Below are 14,691 nucleotides of genomic sequence, written 5' to 3' on the forward strand. Positions count from 1 at the left end.
GAGACAGTTCGGTCCCTATCTGCCGTGGGTGTAGGATACTTGAGAGGAGTTGCCCCTAGTACGAGAGGACCGGGGTGAACGATCCACTGGTGGACCAGTTGTTATGCCAATAGCAGTGCTGGGTAGCTATGATCGGAAAGGATAACCGCTGAAGGCATCTAAGCGGGAAGCCCCCCTCAAAACAAGGTATCCCTGAGAGCCGAGGTAGACCACCTCGTCGATAGGCTGGAGATGTAAGTGCAGTAATGCATTCAGTTGACCAGTACTAATTGCTCGATAGGCTTGATTTGATCCAGTAAAAGCAAAACTGAAAAGTTTTACTCACTGTGACAAACAGAAGCATACATACCAACACACAGTATAATGTATCTGACTTGGACAGGCCGGGCCTCAAACCCGGTCGTGGCTCTTTATTCGGTTTGGTGGTCACAGCGCTAGTGAAACACCCGATCCCATCCCGAACTCGGCCGTTAAGCACGGTTGCGCCGATGGTACTGCGACTTAAGTCGTGGGAGAGTAGGTCACCGCCAAACCTAATAAAGAGCCATATTTAATCTCTCTAACGATATCTAAATATCCCCGATCGCTTAAAACAGCCCTCGGGCAATATCCAGAACATCAATGTTCTGAAAAAAGCGTCCTTTGCCTTTTGGGTCAAAGCACCGTGCAAGTCGCCGAACAGGCTAAAGCACAAAAATGTCGCGGGGTGGAGCAGCCCGGTAGCTCGTCAGGCTCATAACCTGAAGGTCACAGGTTCAAATCCTGTCCCCGCAACCAACGATACTTGCGAAACCTCCAAGGCTCCCGCCGCGGAGGTTTTTGCATTCCCGGACCCATTCCGCAGAGATCGTCTGTTGCGCCCTCCCGCAACCAACGATCCCTGCGATAGCAGGTTGTCAAAAGCCTCGGCCTCCGAAAGGAAGTCGGGGTTTTTCTTTCCTGCAGCAAAGCGCAGGATGGCACCCAGATCTCCACGCAGCACAATGGCAAGTTCGCCGTCCTCTGGGATAAGGGTCACCTGATCCACAAGGGAACGAAACACCTCGGCAGCTTGTGCTCGCTCTTCTTCGCGCTGGAGATTCTCATAGAGCTGTCTAATTCGGTCCTGGTAGATCTGCGCCATGTTCGGGTGCAGCAAGGGCGGTGGCTCGTCGGCATTGGCCAAGAGTTCGGTTAGTTCGGCTTTGCGCGCCTCAAGCTTCTCGGCCTTGTCCTTCAGCTTGGCTGGCGGAAATCCCTGCAAAATGGCATCTACCATTTTGTCCAACTCCCGATCGGTGCGCTCCAGCTCACTCTTCCATACTTCCAGATCAGCTCCGCGTTCCATGCGAAGGCGGTTTACCTCCTTTGTGAACTCGGCACAGAATTCCTTGAACAGTTCAGGTTCCATCAGATGCTTCCTGAGGCCGTTCAGAATGGAAGCCTCCAGTGCATCGCGTCGGATGTTCACTCGGTTGTCACAAGTGCCCTTGTTGCGGGCTGTTGAGCACCCCATGAGGTCTTTCGAGATCATCGAGTACCCCCCTCCGCAGCAGCCGCACTTTATCAGCCCCCCGAACAGGTGCTTTGGGCGACGCCGGTTGTTCATAGGGTTTGAACTCTTCTCGGATTTGTCAAAGGCAAGGCTGGCTTGCCGCGCCTTCACGGCATCCCATAGGGACCGGTCAATGAATGCGAGCTCCGGCACCTCCTGAACGACCCATTCGCTCTCCGGGTTTGGGCGCGAGACGCGCTTGCCGGTATCCGGATCCTTCATGTAGCGCAGGCGATTCCAGACCAGCTTGCCGATATAGAGCTCATTGTTCAGGATACCTGTGCCACGCTTGGGGTTTCCGTGGATTGTGGAGGGCCCCCATTCTTTGCCTTGCGGCCCAGGGACGCCCTCACGATTCAGCGTCATGGCAATGGTGCGGGAGGACTTGCCTTCAAGATAATCCTTGAAGATGCGCTGGATGATGCTTGCCTCGGCGGTGTTGATCTCCCGGTGACCGCGCTCGTCCGGATCGGCGGTGCGTACGACGTTATATCCGTAGCAGAGACCGCCTCCGGATTTTCCGCTCTCAACCCGGCCGCGCAGGCCACGGCGAGTCTTGTCGGCGAGATCCTTGAGGAACAGCGCGTTCATTGTACCCTTAAGGCCGACATGCAGATGCGTGACCTCGCCTTCGGAAAGGGTAACGAGCTTCACATCAGCATAGGACATGCGCTTGAAGATACCGGCGATATCTTCTTGGTCCCGGGAGAGTCGGTCCATCGCCTCTGCGAGGATCACATTGAAGCGGCCGTGTGTGGCATCGGAGATTAGGGCCTGAATGCCTGGACGGAGCAGTGAGGCGCCCGAGATTGCATGGTCCGAGTATTCCTCGACGATCTGCCAGCCCTGCTTCTCGGCGTAGAGCCGACACATCCGGAACTGATCTGCGATCGAGGCATCGCGCTGATTGTCGGACGAATAGCGAGCGTAGAGCGCGACCTTCATACGGCGGCCTCCTTACTTGGGGAGGCGGTCCTGTTCATGATGGGCCGTCTCGGCGTTGACAAAGTCGCGGGCGGCCTGACGGGCCAAGAGGCGGACCAGATCGCGGAGGCGGGCATCAGGCTCGGCGCCCGCGAGACACGCGGCGTCGGTGTCCGCCGCTTCGACGGAGAGATGCAGTGTCTCCGCTTTGGTTTGTCGCTGTCGTGCCAAGAGGTCGCCATCCGTTTCTCGCGCGTTGAGGTGCGCAAGACAAAGAATGACATCTCGAAGTGATCGCTCAAGGAGAAATAGTATGTAAAAACAGCGTGTTGGCGGTTTTTCTGGCGCATTACGTCGTGCCGGATCGTAGAAACGGATATAGCCTCGTCGTGAATAACGGCGGGCAAAATCGCTATTGTCTGTTTGATCGCGATGTACATCTAACCCATGCTGCCTTGACGTCGGACCCTGTGGCACATTCCGGGCTCGCGTCCATCTTGGCGTGACTGCTTGCTCTTCGGCACGGCAGTTGAAAAGCCAATGTTTCTTGGTATATATATCCTGATATAGCATGGAGATCGGCGATGAGCAACGCTGCACAGAAACGAGCGATCAAGAATTACCGCGCGCGCCTGACACAGCGCGGCTTCAAACGTTTCGAAGTCATGGCTCTCGAATCCGACCGCGAACTGATCCGCTCGCTTGCTCGCCGTTTGGCCGAAGAGGGGCCAGAAGCGGAAGAGGCGCGCGCCGCGGTGAAGGCTGTCGTGGCAGAGGAGCCGCCGAAGTCCGGTAGTATTCTGACCGCCTTGCGCCGTTCGCCCCTGGTTGGAGCCGAAGTCGAGTTCTCGCGCTCGCGCGATGAAGGGCGAAGGGTCGATCTGTGAGCCGTTACCTTCTAGACACCAACATCATCAGCAATATCGTCAAGCCGAAGCCATCTGAACTTCTGATGAAATGGATGGCAGCTCAGCGGGATGAGGACCTCTTCATCGCATCGCTGACCATAGCCGAAATCCGACGCGGCATTCTGGAAAAACCACGTGGCAAGAAGCGCGATGCACTTGATGCTTGGTTTTCAGGGCCGGAAGGCCCGCAGGAATTGTTCATGGACCGAATCTTAGCCTTTGACGACAAGGCTGCCTTGATATGGGCACGACTTATGGCGGATGGGACGTCTACGGGTCGTCCGCGGAGCACGTTGGATGTGATTATCGCCGCCGTCGCGGGAGCCAACGATTGCGTGGTGGTAACAGAAAACGAAAAAGATTTCTCCGATATCCAGTTCATCAACCCGTTACGCGGTACTGACTGATGTGCTGCCGGAACGATGAATGCGCGGGAGGCCGACATGGCTGAAACACAGATTGAATGGACAGATGCCACGTGGAATCCGGTAGCGGGGTGTTCGATCGTTACAGCCGGCTGCACCCATTGTTATGCGATGGAAATGGCCAAGCGGCTCGAAGCGATGGGTGTCCAGAAATATGCAGGACTAACTCGCAAGACGGGTCGGAGGACCGTTTGGAATGGAGTCGTGCGTGAGGATCGGCAGGCACTGACGATTCCCCACAGATGGCGCAAGCCCCGAAAGATCTTCGTTAACTCGATGAGTGACCTCTTCCATGACCAGGTGACTGATGAATTCATATTGGACGTTTGGCAAGTCATGCGTGAAACGCCACGCCATAACTACCAGATTCTGACTAAGCGTCCCGAGCGTATGGCAGAGTTGGTCAGCGACCGCATCGGAGAGGTCCTGCCCAACGTTTGGCTTGGTACGAGCATCGAAAACGCTGAAGTCGTTGATCGCATCGATGACCTCCGCCGGTCACCTGCAGCGATCCGCTTCATTTCTTTTGAGCCGCTGATTGGTGCCGTTGGCGCAATTGATCTTCAGGATATTCACTGGGCGATTGTGGGCGGCGAAAGCGGAAAGTCCGCCCGTCCAATTCGCGAAGAATGGATTGATGAAATACATGCCCAATGCCTTACGGCAGGGACGGCATTTTTCTTCAAACAGTGGGGAACTTGGGGCAAGGACAACAAGAAGCGCTCGAAGAAGGCCAACGGGCGAGAATATCGTGGACGCACCTGGGACGAAATGCCTGCCGCCCCGCAAGCGGTTGTGTAAGAGTTTAGAGATAGGCGGGGAGGCAACATGGTCGAAAAAAGATACGAATGGGCAGATGGCGCGAAGCTCGAAGAGCATTCGCGGCGCAAACACAAGATTCTTCGTGAGTACGTCTTTGATTATCTTACCGTTCGCTGCAAATTACCCCAACAGGAACGTTTCAGGCTTGCAATAGTCGATGGTTTTGCTGGTGGGGGGCGTTACCAGTGCGGAACGCCCGGGTCCCCGCTGATTTTCATTGAAGAACTCAGGCGCGCGACTGAAGCGGTCAACACACAGCGGGCGGCGCAAGGCTTGGGCGCTATTGAGGTCGAGTGTCTTCTCATTTTTAATGATGCCAGTCGGGATGCGATTGAACTATTGAAGACCCATGTCGCACCACTGCAGGCAGATATCGCGGAAACATGCCCGAAGCTGCATCTTCGCGTAGAGTACTTGAATGAGTTCTTCGAGAAAGCTTACCCGAAAACCAGGGCGTTGCTGGAGCAGGGCCGTTATCGAAGCGTATTGTTCAACTTAGACCAGTGCGGGGATAGCCACGTCGAGCGTGACACGATCGTCGACATCATGCGGACCTATCCAGCGGCTGAGATCTTCTACACGTTCATGATCAGTTCGCTGTTGGCCTTTTTGAAAAAGGACCAACCAGATCAACTCACTGCCCGACTGGACTATCTTGGGCTCAAGACCACCGATATCGGTGAACTGAACGGGGTCATGAGCAAGAATGACTGGCTCGGCACGGCTGAAAAAATCGTTTTTGACGTCTTCCGGAGATGCGCTCCCTATGTAAGCCCGTTCTCGATTAATAACCCTGGTGGATGGCGGTATTGGCTCATTCACTTCGCCAACGCTTGCCGTGCGCGGCAGGTCTACAACAACATCCTGCATGATAATGCAACGATGCAGGCACATTTCGGTCGGTCTGGCCTCAACATGCTGTCTTATGATCCGCGGCATGACGAAGGCATGCTCTATCTGTTCGACAGTGATGCCCGTGCGTCCGCGAAGAGCCAACTCCTGGGAGATATTCCGCGTCTTGTGACTGAGACTGGTGATGCGATGCCCGTCATGGATTTCTACGAGAGCATCTACAACGTCACACCTGCTCACGCTGATGACATTCATACGGCGATTATCGAGAACCCGGATCTTGAAGTCATTACACCTGCAGGCGGTGAGCGACGGAAAGCAAACACGATTGGGGTCAATGATGTCATCAAGGTGAAGACACAGCGCAGCTTCTTCCCGATGTTCCTCGATGCCGGTGCGGACGGAAAGCGTCGCAAAAGATGAGCGCCAGCGAAGGCCAAGATCCTGAATGGCGTGAATTCGAGCGTCTGGTTGCGCGAATAGAGGCTGATGCAGACCCCGGAAATGTGACTGTTAACTCTCCTGATCGTATCAGATGCAAGATTACAGGTCAGCTACGAGAGGTCGATGCAAGTATCCGTACGCGGATTGGAACCGCCGAAGTCCTTTTGACGATCGAGTGTCGGCGAAGGACTGCAATTCAGGATGTCACCTGGATCGAGCAACTGGCCGCGAAGAAAAAGGCGATTGGTGCAGATCGTACGATCGCGGTGAGTGCGTCTGGTTTCACCGACAGTGCCCGGAAGGTCGCCGAGCAAAGCGGTGTTTCTCTTCGAGAGCTCTCGGAAATCGCGAGTGAGGATGTCAATTCATTGCTGCAGGTAGACTTCGTGCTCTTCTGGCACAAAGCGTGCGCCATTTCACGAGTCGGTATTCGAAAATTTCGCTCGCTCGATTGGAAGATGCCAGAGCCGTCGGATCTTGACTGTACGCTACCCGAGGATACGGACCCTTTCGCATCCATCTTTCGTAACGAGGAGACCGGCGCGGCCTGGTCTTTGAACGATCTTTGGCTCCAGCTTCAGGAGGCAACTGATCCGTTTGAAGGCATAGAAAAGGCCCAGTCACCCGTTTTCCGAACGGTGTGCTTTCCCTACCCCGGCGAGGTGACCGTCACGACTCCCGACGGACCCGTTCGGTTGGGAGACGTAATACTCACCGTTGCTCTCTGGGTAGAGGCAGAACACATTCCTTTCGATGAGGCCAACAGGGTCGAGTATTCATCCGGCGATATCGATGCCATCCAGCGCGTAGAATTTTCTTCGCAGCGGCGGATGGGAAAGAATCAGCGCATCTCCTTGCAGCTGCCTAAGCACTCGGAAAGTATTCGTGACCTAAGAGCAGGATTTTTTCAGCCTTCCAACGAAAAATAGCGGAAATTATCTCGTAGGTTCTCCTCTACGTGTTGGCCCGTGGCCAGCGCAGTTTCCCACGGCCGACGCGCAACGCTTCCACCAACCTAGTATTGCCCGGCAGCCGCCCCGAGAACAGGCTGGGCTTCGGATCAAGTGCCGATTTCTTGAATGCCGCCACCCGCTGATAGTCAGGCGTCGCCATCCAGGTCCGCCCATCTCCATCGTCTGTGACAATCCGATAGAGGCCGGCAGGTGGGGCGGTCGCGGTGTCGAGCAGGCGCTTGTAGTGTTCGACCGACCATTTCTGAATGCCGCCACTCAGGGCCTCCGTTCGGAACCGCGCCCATAGCGCTGCCGTGTCGGGGGTCGGCCAATCACCAGCATCGGTGTAAGCTGTGATCTCGTCGGATTCGAGCCAGGCCCTCATCTCCGCGGGCGTGACGAAGGCTGGCTCGGCATCCTCGATTGCCGCCATGGCTGCGCGCCGTGATGGAAGGCCCGCGCGGATCAGCATCGACATCATGAATTGTGGAACGCCGGTTTCGACCGCTGCTGCGGCGCCCCCCACCACTGTTTCTGGAGACCAGCCGAGGGACATGCGGCGGGTACGAACAGCTTCCAAGGCCCAGACCAAACGATAGGTGAAGGCCTCTTCGACAGCCCGCATATTCTGAGGCCCAATATTGGCGACATCGTCGCCAGACACCCAACGGCGCAGGATGTCCTTCCAGTTGGCCGGTAGCGCGTTCGTCTTGTCGGGAATGAACGGCCGCATAAACAGCAGGCGTTCCCCGAGACCTGAAAGGGCGTCGACAAGTTCGCCGACATCTCCACTCAGCGCGGCAGCGTCAGCTTGATCGAGGAGATCGGCCAATTCGTCTGCCATCGCATCAATGGCGAGCCCAGCCTCGAGCCCGACACCCATCGCGAAATGTCCACGCCGCGCCTCCGTTGTAGTGGACTTCCATATGAGTTCAGCGCGCGCCTCGAACACCTTCTTGTGCCATGGCGCGATGTCCTCGTCTTCTCGGGCTATCTGGCGCGCCCAGAGCGACCCTTTGAGCGCCTCGTCCAAGAGCGTTGGCAGATCCGCCCGGTCGGAGTCCAGCGCTTCGATCAATCCGAAGACAGTCGCATCGAGACGTTCGACGATTTGCGAAAGCGGTTCCTCGTCGATGGTCTCCCCCTCGTCATCACCGCCTTCATCTTCACCGTCATCTGCGTCATATTCCGCGCCGGCCGCCAAGCGCTCGGCGACTGCGGCTTCCTCCGCGGGCGATCTCCAGGCTTCGCGGGCGTTGGCGAGATATTCCCATGCGTCATCGCGCTCCAGAACGCCTTCACGGGCCAGGCGCTCAAGGATCTCTGCGACGATTTGGATGAGGCCGCTCTTCAGTGTGCGGGCCTTGGCGGAGGCAACCAACTCACGCCACTCTCTTTCTCGCCATTTGATCTTGTCGAACATCACGTGAACGATGAGGCCTTCGACGTCCACGAAAGCGCGGCCGGCTCGCCCGGCGACATTTGCGAACTCCTCGCCTTTGATCTTCTCGCCTCTGCGGACCAGATACGGCACCAGCATAACTGCAGCGTTGAGATTGAGGCCTTGCGAGAGCGTCGGCGATGCAACGATGACCTTCAAGACGCCCTCGGACAGCAGCGTTTCCAATTCGCGCAGGAATGGGCTCGGAAGCCGACCGTGATGGATTGCGACGCCTACCTTCAGACTGGCAACGGCGGGGTGGCTTTCTCCCAACCACTCCTTGCCGACCTCAAGAGCGCGGGCAATCGGTGCCTCATCCTCCAGCAGCGAGCCCAAATATCCACGCTTGCAGAGGTCAACGACTTGTTTGCCGAAGCCTTCGACCCAATTGGCTTGGGTTGAAAAGATCAGCGTCCTCTTACCTTGGCCGGCGAACTCCCATGCAGCGAACAAGGTGAGATGCGACGTCTTGCGCGGATAGGGTAATTTTTCTTTGCCTCTAGCCGGTCTCTGCACGACGAATTTATCGATGAACGGACCATTGCGATTCAGATCGAGGCGAAGCAGTGCGTCTTGGCCCCGCCAAGTAAGCGTGCCAAATCGTTGTCGGGTCGGACGCCAGTCTGAGAGCACCGGCGCGCCGGGTTCGTCGGAGCGTATCCATGCCGTGAGATCGTCTAGCTCTTCGCCACTGGGCAGAATGGCGGACAAACAGACAATCCTACGGCTCTCCGCGTCCGAGCGCCGAAGCAGGCGTTGGACCAGCGTCTCATAACGGATTTCACGCTCGCTCGGACCAATCATGTGGCCTTCGTCGAGGACGATGAGACCGACATCGTCTATCAGAGATGGGTCGCTTCGCAGTGCGAAGTCGAGCTTCTCAGGTGTCGCGATGATGATTTCGCGAGTGCGCAATGCGTCTTCATCGCCTGCCGAAAGGCCGCTGGCGCCATAAAGTGAGGAGACGCTGAAGCCGAGGGGCGCGAAGGTTCTTCTGAAGGATCGCTCGGTTTGTGCGGACAGCGCGCGCAGCGGCGTGACAATCAGTACCCGGCGCGCCGACGACAGGGTCATCAAAGCGGCAATCTCGGCCACTCGCGTTTTACCTGCGCTGGTTGGTAAGGCGACAACCAGATCGTCCGTGACGTCGGTGGAGCGCCGGGCTGCTTCGCGCTGCGATGGCCACAACTCCACCTCGGAAGTTTTGCGAGCATAGAGCGATGAGATGAATAGCCTGCGCAGGTCCGGGTATTTTTCCTCCGTTCCTTCCGGTGGCTCGGTCGGCAGATTTTCGTGCAGGGAATGCTGCCACAGGTCATCGATAAGGTGACGACAGAGGTTCGAGATCCACCACAGGGGGACATTCTCCGCATTGTCTGCAAGGCTGACCGCGGCGTCGAGTATTGCCCTGGCTGTCTCGATCGGCTCGGTTTCGCCCGTCTCAAGCGCGAAATCAAAATACGCCAGCGCCCGGCAGATCGTCGTGTTGAGGATGGTCGACAGAGCCTCATCGACATCGGGCTCTTCACCCCGCAGAACCTCCGCGATCTGCTCATCCTTGTGATCATCGTTGTCCAGCCACTCGCGAACGAAGCCGCGCAATTGGCCGAGATCGCGCAGGATCAGATGTTGGATCGCTGTTTCGCCGGGTGAGGTGTTGAGATCGCCCGCGGTCTCGTTGAAGAGCGAATAGGCAACGGCTGAAAATCCGGCGAGATGATAGGCTGCGGCAGCGATGGTGCGGCGGAAGCCTCGATCAGGCGATTCCGGATCACCATTGCGAACAAGAGCTTCGAAGGCATTGGCGGAGCGCTCGAACGCCTTGCTGGTCAGGTCCGAGGTGCCGGCCTGAGCACGCAGGGCCATTGCGCCCCTAAGCAAAGCAAAGCCGTGTTCCGCAAGATCCGTTTCGATCGTCGCGCCGAGCGGCGGCGCATTCGGCGGCAGTACACCGTTTTCGCGCATCAGCGACCATGCCGCGCCGCGATACAGGAGGCGTCCGAGGATGCCATCGACGGTCGCGTCCGTCAGGAAAGCTGTCAGCTCGTCAATCGTCTCCAAGATCTTCCGCCTCCTGATACATGGCTGCGATGAAGTCCTGGTGGTCTTCGACGTGGATGTTCACGACATACTGGTCGCGATTGGCGCCGGTCGCCTCGAGATCCTGTTTCAACGAAGCGTGCGGGCCGTTGCCCGATACAGTGAAAAGCATGTGATCGATGCGATCCGCCCGGAGAGACTTCAGGCCCACCTCGTCGCGAAGGCTGCGACCCAACGCGTTGTCGTCCGGGTCGTTGCTTTCCAGCAGGCGGTTTGCAACGAACAGCAGCGAGTCCGGCGTACACCGACCGCTGTCGCGGTTGAGTACCTTGCGTGCGCTCGTCACCGTGGCCTTACCGAGCACCTTGTTGCTTTTGGCTTCGCCTTTCAGGAGCCAGAGCTTCTCGCCTTTACTGTCATACCCGGCCCCGATGAAATCATCTCCGCGCATGGCCATGTTGCGCCCGTCCTTGTAGCGGAGACGGCGCACAGGGACACGCAGGCCAATCTCCTCCTCGACGAGCTCAGTCGCGAGAATTTCGCCGAGATCGCCCGAACGACCCTTGGACGTCTGAGGTATCGCCTCGCTGAGGATCTCGGCGGCGACCTTGTATCCGAGCCGGTCCACGTCCTCCGCAATGCGTTCCAGTCGGTCGTAATGCGAACGGATCGTTTCAGCCAAGTCCCCCTGGATTTCATCGCGGCCACCATGCTTCTCGACATAGGTCCAGTAGTACTTGCGTTTGTCTTTTTCTCTCGTGGCGTCGCACCACCTCTCATACAGGCTCACGTAGGCCTCCCACGATCATTGCATCGCGAAGGTTGATCAGTCGGCAATCTTTGCACATCCGCTCAACTCCACAGACAGGACAATGGCGCCGCAGCCAGCCGGTCACCAAATGGCACAACATCCGTGCTGTCATAGAGCACGGTGCCAAAAGCAAAGCGGTCTCCGCAGGCTTCGGCCAAGGCGCGCAGCCCAGCGAAATCGCCGGACTTGACCGTGGCGCTCGCCTTCACCTCGATGCCGGCGATCATGCCGTCGTCACGCTCCAGCACGATGTCGACCTCGCGCATGTCGCGATCGCGGAAGTGATAGGGTGTCAGTCGCAGGTCCGAGGCTGTCGTCAGCTTGAGCACTTCCGAGAACACGAAGCTTTCCAGCAGGGCGCCGAACGTCCCGCGATCCGCCTTCACCCTGTCGAAGGTCAGGCCCCGCGTGCTCGCCAGCAGGCCGGAATCGAGGAAATGTAGCTTCGGTGTTTTGACGATGCGCTTCAGCGCGTTGGTGAACCAGGGCTGCAGCGTCGCGATCAGAAAGACTTGTTCGAGCAGCCCGACGTAGCGCTGTCCCGTCTTGTGGCTGACATTGATGCTGGCTCCGAACTGCGAATAGTTGACCAATTGGCTGGAATGCTCGGCCAGCAACCGCACGAATTTCGGGAGCTCGGTCAGCTTCTCGACCTCTGCGATGTCCCTGAGATCGCGGGTGAGAACCGAGGTGAGATAGGATCGCGCCCAGTCCTGCCGGCGCCGCTCGCTCTCACGGGCGATCGCCTCGGGAAAGCCGCCGAGCAGGACGGAGTGGACGAGATCGTCGCCGACGATCGCTTTGCTTGGCTTTTGCAGCTTTCCCTCGAAGAGACGCTCCAGAAAGGTCGGCGTCCTGCCCTCGATCTCGGCCCGTGCCAGCGGCAGCATCTCGAGCGTTTCCATCCGGCCGGCGAGACTATCGGCGACCCGTGGCAAGGTCAGCACATTCGCTGAGCCGGTGAGGAGAAATCGGCCCGGACGATAGTCCTCGTCGACCGTCTTCTTGATCGCCAGCAGCAGGTCGGGCGCGCGTTGAATCTCGTCGATGATGGCCCTATCCAGTCCCCGGATGAACCCGGCCGGATCGGACCGCGCAGCCTCCAGCACGGTCTGGTCGTCCAGCGTGATATAGGTGCGGCCGGCTTCCCCCATCTTCTTGACGAGCGTGGTTTTGCCAGCCCGCCGTGGCCCTACAATGAGAACCACGGGCGTATCCGAAAGGGCTTCCTCCGCCCGGCGCTCTACAAACCGCTTGAACATCCCGTCCTCTAGTCTCCGACATTTGGAACTATCTGTCTCGGCTGATTGGAAGTCAATGGGTCGCTAATTGGAACCAAGAAGGTCGCGATCTGGAAGGGGATGGGAGGGGAAAGCCTTCTCCCTGGTCGGCACTGGCATTGCCGACACACCCCCATCAGCGGGGAGGCCCCGCAACGCCCCCTGAGAGTGAGAGTGCGGGCGGGTTTTCCGTGACGGGTTGAGGGCTGGAGGAGAGGCCTCCGGCGCCCGTCGCGGAGATCATTCCGATGACCATGGAGCATCGCGCGGCCCGCAAGAGCGGCCCGCGAACGAACCTTTATGACGACATTACCGACAAGATCATCGCCGAGCTGGAGGACGGCCGGCTGCCATGGGTCCAGCCCTGGGGGACGGCGGCGGCGCAGGCGCCGCTCGCCGTGCCGCGCAACGCCAGCACGGGTCGGCAATATTCCGGGATCAATGTCCTGATCCTCTGGGGCGCCGTCATTCAGCAGGGCTATCCAACCCAGCATTGGCTGACCTTCCGCCAGGCGCTGTCGCTCGGCGGTAATGTCCGCAAGGGCGAGCGGGGCACGACCGTCGTCTATGCCGACCGCTTCACGCCTGACGACGAGAAGCGCCGTGCTCGGGAGACCGGGGAGGACGCAAACAGCATCCCGTTTCTGAAGCGCTTTACCGTGTTCAACGCGGCGCAATGCGAGGGTCTGCCCGACGACATCGCCGTCGAGGCACCGCCACCGCCGCTCGGGCTGATCGAGCCGCGGGTCGAGGCATTGATCGCGGCGACCGGCATCGACTTCCGGATCGGTGGCAACCGCGCCTTTTATGTTCCCGCGCTCGATTATGTGCAGGTGCCACCTCCGCAGGCCTATTTCGAGCCGATCAACTGGCACCGGACCGCCCTGCACGAGATGGGGCATGCGACAGGACATGCCTCACGGTTGGGGCGGGACTTCTCGGGCGGCTTCGGCACGAAGAAATACGCCTTCGAGGAACTGATCGCCGAGATTTCGAGCGCGTTCTGTTGCGCCTCGCTCGGGATCGCCCCGACGGTGCGCCACGCCGATTACGTGGGCGCATGGCTGGACGTGATGCGCGAGGATTCCCGCGCCATCGTGCGCGCAGCCTCGCAGGCCAGTAAGGCGGCCGACTGGCTGCTGGCCCATCTGCCCGACGACAGCACCGATGTTGAGCGGCAGACCCCGACGGAAGGGAGGGCCGCGGCATGATCCTCCTGACCGACACACAGCGTGACCGTTTGCTGACGAATGGCCGCCAGGCTGATACCGACCACATCCCCGTCGTGAAGTTCTTCAATCCCTTTGGCGCCGGTGTCTGGCTTGCGACCGAGCTCGACGAGGACGGCGACATCATGTTTGGCCTGGCCGACATTGGCTACCCCGAACTTGGCTCATGGAGCCTCAACGAACTGCGTTACATTCGGCTGCCCTTCGGCATGGGCATCGAGCGGGATCTGCTCTTCACGGGGGACTTCCCGATCTCGGTCTGGGCCGAGGCCGCCCGCGATGCCGGCAGCATTCGCGATGCCGAGCGCCTGCTTTATCGCTCGGGCCGCCTGCCAGGCGGGACACATCCCGATACGGAGCCCCCACGTTCCTGAGATCTAAGCTCTTCAGCTTCGGCGCCGCTCTCTTCGAAGGAAGAGGGCGGCGCTTCTCCTCGTGACGCGGTGAAAGTTCGGCGCCCGGCCGACTGCCCGTCGGAGAACAGCACCATGACACGAAACATGAGAACATCCGCCATCGAACCGCAGCCGCTCCGGTTCTCCGCCCAGGAGCAGGCCGTGGTCTACGAGGCCCGGCAGATCCTGCTGCGCCACCTCAATCAGAACCCTGTCCTGACGTCCTGGCAGGCGGTGCTCGACTATTGCGCCCTCACCATCAGGGGCGAAGTGGAGCGCTTCCATGTCCTCTATCTCGACCGCAGGAACCGGCTGATCTCTGACGAATGCCTGGCCATCGGCACGGTCGATCATGTCCCGGTCTATCCCCGGGAGGTGCTGCGGCGCTGCCTGGTACTCAATGCCTCGGCGCTGATCATCGTCCATAATCATCCGGCCGGCGATCCCGAGCCGTCGGCTGCCGACCTCGCGATGACCAAGGAAATCCGGAACGCCTGTGCGTCCCTGGGGGTGATACTCCACGACCACATCATCACCGGGGCTGGCTGGGAGACCAGCTTGCGCGCCCGCGGCGACCTCTGATGGGTATTCGCGATCATCCTCGGCTCGGCCATGAGAGGGAAAGGAGGGTGG

13 protein-coding genes, 1 tRNA gene and 2 rRNA genes are annotated in these 14,691 nt (G+C 58.9%); 12 read left to right on the forward strand and 4 right to left on the reverse strand.

What is annotated here, in order from left to right; genetic code table 11:
• The 3 genes from B30_RS18605 to B30_RS18615 all read left to right on the forward strand — a co-directional run.
• Positions 1–290 (forward strand): 23S ribosomal RNA (locus tag B30_RS18605); the annotation flags it as partial.
• 128 nt (positions 291–418) lie between these two features.
• Positions 419–533, forward strand: a 5S ribosomal RNA gene (rrf, locus tag B30_RS18610).
• Positions 534–700: 167 nt separating this feature from the next.
• Positions 701–777, forward strand: a tRNA-Met gene (locus B30_RS18615).
• Here B30_RS18615 and B30_RS21860 read toward each other — a convergent pair.
• Positions 734–2,425 carry a recombinase family protein gene (locus B30_RS21860; protein WP_232616945.1) on the reverse strand — a complete coding sequence of 564 codons (1,692 nt, stop codon included), beginning with the start codon at positions 2,423–2,425 and terminating at the stop codon, positions 734–736. The two genes, B30_RS18615 and B30_RS21860, sit on opposite strands and share 44 nt — an antisense overlap.
• Between B30_RS21860 and B30_RS22580 the strand changes: the two genes are divergently transcribed.
• The 6 genes from B30_RS22580 (at position 2,348) to B30_RS18650 (ending at position 6,838) form a co-directional block, all read left to right on the forward strand.
• Positions 2,348–2,752 carry a hypothetical protein gene (locus tag B30_RS22580; protein ID WP_040402971.1) on the forward strand — a complete coding sequence of 135 codons (405 nt, stop codon included), beginning with the start codon at positions 2,348–2,350 and terminating at the stop codon, positions 2,750–2,752. The two genes, B30_RS21860 and B30_RS22580, sit on opposite strands and share 78 nt — an antisense overlap.
• Positions 2,753–3,042: 290 nt before the next feature.
• Positions 3,043–3,345, forward strand: a complete 303-nt coding sequence (locus B30_RS18630; protein WP_009573742.1) for a hypothetical protein — start codon at positions 3,043–3,045, stop codon at positions 3,343–3,345.
• Positions 3,342–3,773, forward strand: a complete 432-nt coding sequence (locus B30_RS18635; RefSeq protein ID WP_009573743.1) for a PIN domain-containing protein — start codon at positions 3,342–3,344, stop codon at positions 3,771–3,773. The genes B30_RS18630 and B30_RS18635 overlap by 4 nt, the downstream gene beginning before the upstream one ends.
• 36 nt (positions 3,774–3,809) lie before the next feature.
• Positions 3,810–4,592, forward strand: a complete 783-nt coding sequence (locus B30_RS18640; RefSeq protein WP_009573744.1) for a DUF5131 family protein — start codon at positions 3,810–3,812, stop codon at positions 4,590–4,592.
• A gap of 27 nt (positions 4,593–4,619) precedes the next feature.
• A complete protein-coding gene (locus B30_RS18645) occupies positions 4,620–5,888 on the forward strand; it encodes a three-Cys-motif partner protein TcmP (RefSeq protein ID WP_009573745.1) in 1,269 nt (422 codons plus the stop codon).
• A complete protein-coding gene (locus B30_RS18650; protein ID WP_009573746.1) occupies positions 5,885–6,838 on the forward strand; it encodes a restriction endonuclease in 954 nt (317 codons plus the stop codon). Before B30_RS18645 ends, B30_RS18650 begins: the two co-directional genes overlap by 4 nt.
• Before the next feature lie 25 nt (positions 6,839–6,863).
• On the opposite strand, the gene B30_RS18655 is transcribed toward B30_RS18650, so the two are convergent.
• The 3 genes from B30_RS18655 to B30_RS18665 form a co-directional block, all read right to left on the reverse strand.
• Positions 6,864–10,364 carry a DEAD/DEAH box helicase gene (locus B30_RS18655; protein WP_009573747.1) on the reverse strand — a complete coding sequence of 1,167 codons (3,501 nt, stop codon included), beginning with the start codon at positions 10,362–10,364 and terminating at the stop codon, positions 6,864–6,866.
• Positions 10,351–11,133 (reverse strand): HamA C-terminal domain-containing protein, encoded by a 783-nt coding sequence (locus B30_RS18660; protein WP_009573748.1) that lies wholly within the window; start codon positions 11,131–11,133, stop codon positions 10,351–10,353. Before B30_RS18660 ends, B30_RS18655 begins: the two co-directional genes overlap by 14 nt.
• Positions 11,134–11,195: 62 nt before the next feature.
• Complete coding sequence (locus B30_RS18665) at positions 11,196–12,416, reverse strand: ATP-binding protein (protein ID WP_009573749.1); 1,221 nt, start codon at positions 12,414–12,416, stop codon at positions 11,196–11,198.
• Between the two features lie 266 nt (positions 12,417–12,682).
• Here B30_RS18665 and B30_RS18670 point away from each other — a divergent pair, with 266 nt between their 5' ends.
• The 3 genes from B30_RS18670 to radC all read left to right on the forward strand — a co-directional run bounded on the left by B30_RS18670 (position 12,683) and on the right by radC (position 14,640).
• Entirely contained in the window at positions 12,683–13,645 is a 963-nt protein-coding gene (locus B30_RS18670; protein ID WP_009573750.1) for an ArdC family protein, read from the forward strand.
• Complete coding sequence (locus tag B30_RS18675; protein WP_009573751.1) at positions 13,642–14,037, forward strand: DUF2958 domain-containing protein; 396 nt, start codon at positions 13,642–13,644, stop codon at positions 14,035–14,037. Before B30_RS18670 ends, B30_RS18675 begins: the two co-directional genes overlap by 4 nt.
• Before the next feature lie 126 nt (positions 14,038–14,163).
• The gene (gene radC / locus B30_RS18680) at positions 14,164–14,640 is read left to right on the forward strand and encodes a RadC family protein (RefSeq protein WP_051130664.1); all 477 of its coding nucleotides are present in this window, start codon (positions 14,164–14,166) and stop codon (positions 14,638–14,640) included.
• The last annotated feature ends 51 nt before the right edge of the window (positions 14,641–14,691 follow it).

It is taken from the genome of Celeribacter baekdonensis B30 (assembly GCF_000299875.1).
GTDB lineage: Bacteria > Pseudomonadota > Alphaproteobacteria > Rhodobacterales > Rhodobacteraceae > Celeribacter > Celeribacter baekdonensis_A.

What these genes read in the sequence shown, in the direction of transcription:
- B30_RS18665 (WP_009573749.1), bottom strand. Translation starts at nt 12,416, where the DNA reads ATGTTCAAGCGGTTTGTAGAGCGCCGGGCGGAGGAAGCCCTTTCGGAT.
- radC (WP_051130664.1), top strand. Translation starts at nt 14,164, where the DNA reads ATGAGAACATCCGCCATCGAACCGCAGCCGCTCCGGTTCTCCGCCCAG.
- B30_RS18640 (WP_009573744.1), top strand. Translation starts at nt 3,810, where the DNA reads ATGGCTGAAACACAGATTGAATGGACAGATGCCACGTGGAATCCGGTA.
- B30_RS18670 (WP_009573750.1), top strand. Translation starts at nt 12,683, where the DNA reads ATGACCATGGAGCATCGCGCGGCCCGCAAGAGCGGCCCGCGAACGAAC.
- B30_RS18645 (WP_009573745.1), top strand. Translation starts at nt 4,620, where the DNA reads ATGGTCGAAAAAAGATACGAATGGGCAGATGGCGCGAAGCTCGAAGAG.
- B30_RS18650 (WP_009573746.1), top strand. Translation starts at nt 5,885, where the DNA reads ATGAGCGCCAGCGAAGGCCAAGATCCTGAATGGCGTGAATTCGAGCGT.
- B30_RS18675 (WP_009573751.1), top strand. Translation starts at nt 13,642, where the DNA reads ATGATCCTCCTGACCGACACACAGCGTGACCGTTTGCTGACGAATGGC.
- B30_RS22580 (WP_040402971.1), top strand. Translation starts at nt 2,348, where the DNA reads ATGGTCCGAGTATTCCTCGACGATCTGCCAGCCCTGCTTCTCGGCGTA.
- B30_RS18630 (WP_009573742.1), top strand. Translation starts at nt 3,043, where the DNA reads ATGAGCAACGCTGCACAGAAACGAGCGATCAAGAATTACCGCGCGCGC.